Source organism: uncultured Meiothermus sp. (assembly GCF_937863175.1).
In the GTDB taxonomy this organism is placed as follows: Bacteria; Deinococcota; Deinococci; order Deinococcales; family Thermaceae; genus Meiothermus.
Window position 1 is genome coordinate 1 of record NZ_CALMCQ010000235.1, and the last position, 5,543, is coordinate 5,543.

Annotated in this window: 6 protein-coding genes; 5 read left to right on the top strand and 1 reads right to left on the bottom strand. The window is 55.4% G+C overall.

Annotated elements, in window-relative coordinates:
• Positions 1 to 172: 172 nt before the first annotated feature.
• On the bottom strand, positions 173 to 952 hold the full coding sequence (locus Q0288_RS08980; protein ID WP_299429592.1) for a DeoR/GlpR family DNA-binding transcription regulator: 780 nt from the start codon (positions 950 to 952) through the stop codon (positions 173 to 175).
• A gap of 156 nt (positions 953 to 1,108) precedes the next feature.
• On the opposite strand from Q0288_RS08980, the gene Q0288_RS08985 reads away from it, so the two are divergent.
• From Q0288_RS08985 to Q0288_RS09005, 5 genes are all read left to right on the top strand, one after another.
• A complete protein-coding gene (locus Q0288_RS08985; protein WP_299429594.1) occupies positions 1,109 to 2,350 on the top strand; it encodes an ABC transporter substrate-binding protein in 1,242 nt (413 codons plus the stop codon).
• An 88-nt stretch (positions 2,351 to 2,438) separates the two neighbouring features.
• Complete coding sequence (locus Q0288_RS08990) at positions 2,439 to 3,365, top strand: carbohydrate ABC transporter permease (RefSeq protein WP_299429597.1); 927 nt, start codon at positions 2,439 to 2,441, stop codon at positions 3,363 to 3,365.
• Positions 3,362 to 4,189 carry a carbohydrate ABC transporter permease gene (locus Q0288_RS08995; RefSeq protein WP_299429599.1) on the top strand — a complete coding sequence of 276 codons (828 nt, stop codon included), beginning with the start codon at positions 3,362 to 3,364 and terminating at the stop codon, positions 4,187 to 4,189. Before Q0288_RS08990 ends, Q0288_RS08995 begins: the two co-directional genes overlap by 4 nt.
• A gap of 5 nt (positions 4,190 to 4,194) precedes the next feature.
• Entirely contained in the window at positions 4,195 to 5,019 is an 825-nt protein-coding gene (locus Q0288_RS09000; RefSeq protein WP_299429601.1) for an alpha/beta hydrolase, read from the top strand.
• A partial coding sequence (locus Q0288_RS09005) for an alpha-L-rhamnosidase N-terminal domain-containing protein (protein ID WP_299429603.1) occupies positions 5,006 to 5,543 on the top strand: 538 nt, incomplete at its 3' end. The genes Q0288_RS09000 and Q0288_RS09005, both read left to right, overlap by 14 nt.

Consider the following 5,543-nt stretch of genomic DNA (forward strand, 5'->3'; position numbering starts at 1 on the left):
GTATTTTGTCAGAGTATGAAATACCAAACAAAGCTTCCCTCAAGCTGTTATGCAGGGTGATGGAGGTATACAGGAGTGGTTTTTACGACTGGCAAGGAAGACCCAAGGGTAACGCGAATCTAGAGGATGAAAAGGAGTAGAGCCCAGACTGAAAGTCTGCGGTATTCTTAGCTCATTCCTGGGCAACAATCAAGCGAACATCGGCATTCTCGAGGGCCTGTAGCATTTCGGCATCGGGCCTGCGGTCGGTGATCAGCACGTCGGTCTGGTCAAGACCAACAATGGATGTTAGCGCCTGCTTGCCAAATTTGCTGTGGTCTATAAGTGCAATCACCATCTGGGCTGACTTTACGAGCTGTTCTTTGGACTCAACCTCCAGAAGATTGGCATCAGTAAAACCAGACTGAACCGTGACTCCTTTTGCTGAAAAGAAAGCCTTATCCGCATGCAAGCGGGCCAGTGCACTGGTCGCGAGGGGTCCCACAAAAGACCGGGCAGAAGGGTTGAAGGTACCCCCAATAAAAGTAAACGGTACGTTCTGAGACGCCAGAACGTTGGCAGCATCAAGGCTGCTAACGATCGCTTGCACCGAGCGCGAGCCCAAAATTTTCGCTAAAGCTAGAACAGTTGTGCTGGCATCAAGCGCGACCGTATCACCATCCTGGATCAGCTCGAGGGCTGCACGGGCAATACGTGCCTTGGACTCGGTATTGGAAGCGGATCTTAGATGATACGCAATCTCATGACTGGCCTGTTCAGCGATACGGGCTCCACCTCGTAATCGCGAGACCAGGCCTTGTTCTGCAAGTGCATCCAGATCTCTACGGACGGTCATTTCGTGAACTCCAAGAGCAGGCGCTAGATCCTTAACCCGGATAAACCCGCGCAAAGTCAGTTGCTCCAGAATCCGTTGATGCCGTTCAAAGGTTGGCAGGGTTATATCGTTGACCATATACGGTTAGCAATGTTAACATATTATGAACATATGAGCAATATCTACGCGCCATTATCGAACATGAGTTGACATCAGATGTTGAAATATGTTATAACCATGTTGTTTCAAAAATTAAAGTAGCTCCGTGGCGGAATACAGGTAGGGAGGTCTCTAATGAAGAGCAGTCTTTTAAAGGCGATTGGGTTCTTGCTGGTTTTGCTAATAGTTGGTACGGCCGTTGCACAGGAGCGTGTAACCCTCAGGCTGGCAGCGATTGTCAATGACCAGGAACCGGTCACGGCTGTGGTCGCTGAGTACATGAGGCGCAACCCACATATTACCATCACTACGACCTTTGCCCCGATCGACCAGTATCAGGTGGTTTTGCGAACTCAGCTAGCAGCAGGGACTGCACCAGACATATTGTTTGTTTGGGCAGGTGCGGCAGGCAACCCCATGTCAGTTGGTTTGCTGGCTGAGAACAACCTTCTGGCAGACTTAAGCAACGAGCCTTGGGTGAGGGACATTCCCGCGGGTGTCCGCAGCTCGGTTCAGCATGGTGGTAGAACCTTCATCTACCCCGTAAACAAACTTGTGATCGGTCTTTTTTATAACCGGCAGATCTTACAAAACCACGGGCTGGGGGTGCCTCGCACCTGGAATGACCTGCTCGCTGCGTGCGAGAGACTCAGCCGCGCCGGCATTACCCCGCTGGCACAGGCAAACCAGGTGCTATGGGTCACGCAGCTTATTCCCCACGCAATTACTGCGTCCACCGTGTACGCCACAGACCCGGATTTCGACATTCGGCTGGCTCAGGGCAGGGCCACCTTTGCAGGCTCGGCGGGCTACCGGGATGCTCTGCAGAGATACCTCGAGCTAAACCGTCGCGGCTGTTTTAACCGATTCCCCAACGCCACGTCCTATGAAGACATCGTCCGGATGATGGCCACAGGTAGGGCAGCCATGGCTGTGCAGACCCCGGGTTTTGCTGCTCAAGCTACTCGTCAGGGGATGGCCGCCGAACACCTGGGTATGGTGCCTTTCCCCGTGCATAACGACGGCACCAGACCGTGGATCTTTGCCTCAGTTCTGTCTTCTTTTGGAGTGAGTGCGGCTAGCCGCAATCAGGCTGCTGCCAGGGATTTCATCAGATTCCTTGCCCAACCCGAGATTCTCAGTATATACCTGGGAGGTCGGATCCCCGCCGTTCCTCATCCCGCGCTCACGGTTTCTCCGCTCTTTTCAGAGATGCTAGCGGCCATCCGGGAGGGGCGCAGCGCCCCAGTTGGAGTGTTCTGGCCCAATCCCAGGGTACAGGATGTGTACATGCGGGGTATCCAGCAGCTCTTTGACGGATCCAAGACCATTGACCAGCTGCTGGCCGAACTCGACAGGATAGCCAGAGAACGCTAAATTAGGAGGCTTCGGCCCCCTTCTCTTCCTGGCGTTATAGCCTTGTCCTGGCGTTATCACCGTGTGGCGCCTGTCAACAGGAGAATGCGTGCAAGAAAGGCGAACACTTCGCAGCGCGGGCAGCAGACCCTCCTTCAAACCCTCGAGGCGATTCGAGGAACCCCCGTGGCTGTTTATCGTCCCTGCCGTCTTGCTGTACGGCGTGGTAGTGCTTTACGCGTCGGTGGCGGGTGTTTATTACGCGTTCACAGCCTGGGACGGTCTGAGCCCCACAGCGCCCTTTGTGGGCCTGGCCAATTTCCAGGAGCTGGCGCAGTCGAGAGAGGCAGCGGATTCGCTGCGGAATACAGTCCTTATAGCCCTGGTAGCTACTGTGGTGCAGAACCTTCTTGGACTGTTGTTGGCGCTTGGTCTGCATTCGCATCTCAAGAGCCGCTACGTCTTAAGGGTGCTCTTTTTTGCTCCAGTCATGCTCGCGCCCATTGTAGTGGCCTTTTTGTTTCAGTACATCTACTCACCCATGGGATTCCTTAACTACATGCTGGCTGCTGTCGGCCTGGAGAACATGCAGCAGGCATGGCTAGGGAACCGCTCGACCGCTATCTGGTCGGTGATCACAGTCATCGTCTGGCAGTTTGTGGGCTTCTCGATGGTGATCTTTCTGGCCGGCTTGCAGGGGGTACCGCAGGAACTCTACGACGCCGCCGACATTGATGGGGCCAATGGATGGAACCGCTTCTGGAACGTAACCCTGCCCCTGATTGCTCCGGCCATTACCGTGAATCTGACACTCTCGGTCATCGCTGGGCTCAAGATATTTGACCAGGTCTGGGCCATGACCCAGGGTGGCCCGGGACATGCCACCGCAACACTTTCGGTCTTTCTCTTCAGGCAGGCATTTCTCTTTGGGAACTACGGGTATGGTATGGCCATTGCCCTGGTCTTGACCATCATCGTAACGGTTGTAGCTTTGATTCAACTGAAAATCCTTCGCTCCAGGGAGGTAGAAGGGTGAGGCAGCGCTACGGCAAGTCCCAGTGGGCTCTGGAAGCGGTGATGATCCTGGCGGCCATCATCTATTTCATCCCAGTCTATATGCTGGTGCAACTGTCCTTTCGTCCCGGCCACGAGATGGCCCAGTCACCACTGGGCCTTCCCAGCTTTTCGTACCTGGGGAACTACCTACAGGCCTGGTCTCTGGCTAACATGGGCCAGGCGATGTTGAACAGTGCTATTATCACATCCATCAGTCTGGTTGCCCTGGTCGCCTTTGGCTCTATGGCCGCATATGTGCTGGCCCGGCGCAAGCAGCGGCTGGCTTACTGGGTCTACATACTTTTTCTGGCCGGTATTATCCTGCCCTTCCAGCTTGGGCTGCTCCCTCTGTACCGCCTGATAAATGAGCTCCAGCTTCTGGGTACCCATGCCTCGCTGATTATTTACAATGTGGGACACTTCCTCCCCCTGGCGATTTTTCTCTACACCGGATTTCTGCGTGCGATTCCCAGGGAGTACGAAGAGGCCGCACTGGTGGATGGAGCCTCGCATCTGCAGGTTTTCACCAGGGTAGTATTTCCACTGCTGCGGCCAATAACCGGTACCGTGATCATCGTAGCTGGGGTATTTATCTGGAATGATTTTTTAACGCCGCTGTTGTACGTTGGGGGTACCTCGAGCGCAACCCTTCCGGTGGTGATTTACCAGTTTGTAGGTCAGTACGAAGCCCGTTGGGAACTGGTTTTTGCGGGTTTGATCATGGGCAGTCTTCCCATTCTGGTGCTTTACTTTTTACTACAGCGGCATGTTATCCGTGGTTTTGCCAGTGGGCTCAAAGGTTAGCGACCATGAAACCGTGGCGCACGATCAGGTCAGGCAATGTGGAGCTGGTAGTGGAGGTGGTGGGCCAGGGAGCCCCCATTATTTACGGACACGGACTGACCTCCAGGAGACAGACCACGCTGGATCAGCTCAGCTGTCTTACCAAGCACTACCAGGTTATAGCCTTTGACCAGCGTGGCCACGGAGACTCCAGCCCAATTACCAGTCCAGCTCTGTACAGTGCTGATCTCATGGTGCAGGACTTTATAGCCATCATGGACAGCCTGGGAATTGCACGGGCGATTGTCGGCGGCGAGTCTATGGGCGCTGCGGTTGCCTTGTTGTTTGCAATGCAGGCCCCGGAGCGGGTAGCCGCGCTCCTGCTGACTGCGCCAGCATTTGGTGGGAAAGAACCCAACCAGGGTAAAGCGCAAGTACAGGAAATGGGCAGGGCTATTTCCAACCCTGGTATGGAAGCATATTTGCGGTATTCGGCTGAAAACCAGCGGACCCGTCTCGGCTGGCCCCTCGAGGCCGTCAGTTATGTCGCCCAGATGCAGAGCGCACACCACCCCCAGAGCCTGGCTACGGCGTGTCAGGCGGTAATGGAGTGGCGCATTCTGGAAGACCTGACCCCGCTAAGCGCCCTGGAGTTTCCGGTATGCATTGTCGGCTGGCCTAATGACCTGCTGCATCCCATCAAGCTGGCCCAGCAGATGAAGGAGCACTTTCGCAACGCGGATCTGATTGAGATTCCTCCTCTGCCGGAGTTATTTGTCAGACCAGGCTTGATTGGCCAGATTTATGGAGATTTCCTGGTCAGGATGGAGGGAGCCGGTGGCCGAGTTTGAACGCCGGGCAGACTGGGTCTGGCGGCAGAGGGAACTTGGTTCATTGCCCTTCGGCACCTCTACCCCCAGGACTGCCGAAGAGGCCAATCGGTATGTTTATTTCCGGAAAACCTTCGAGCTGGGGGAGCTTCCTACCCAGGCGCCGGTCTTTGCTTCTGCCGATGGCCGGTACCAGCTCTATGTCAACGGGCGGCTGGTTGGCAGGGGTCCTGCCCGGTGCAGCCCGGCCTGGCAGAGTATGGATCGGTACGAACTTAGACCATACTTACACCCAGGTCGCAATGTCGTCGCTGCGCTGGTGCACTCCTATGGACGCAACACGGCCTGGTACGAGCTTCCTTCCTGGGAACATGCCAGGGCCTTCGGCTGCGGGGGATTTTTTTTACAGGGCGATGTGCTGAGGGCTGATGGCGATGTGACTGTTCTAGACACCGATACCTCGTGGCGCTACCTGGAGTCAAGTGCGTGGGAACGAGAGGCGCCTTCGGGCAGCCTGGGGTTTCTGGAAATCTATGATGCCCGCC

Excerpts from the sequence above, each read along its gene's own strand:
- Q0288_RS08980 (WP_299429592.1), bottom strand. The coding sequence starts at position 952 with ATGGTCAACGATATAACCCTGCCAACCTTTGAACGGCATCAACGGATT.
- Q0288_RS08985 (WP_299429594.1), top strand. The coding sequence starts at position 1,109 with ATGAAGAGCAGTCTTTTAAAGGCGATTGGGTTCTTGCTGGTTTTGCTA.
- Q0288_RS09000 (WP_299429601.1), top strand. The coding sequence starts at position 4,195 with ATGAAACCGTGGCGCACGATCAGGTCAGGCAATGTGGAGCTGGTAGTG.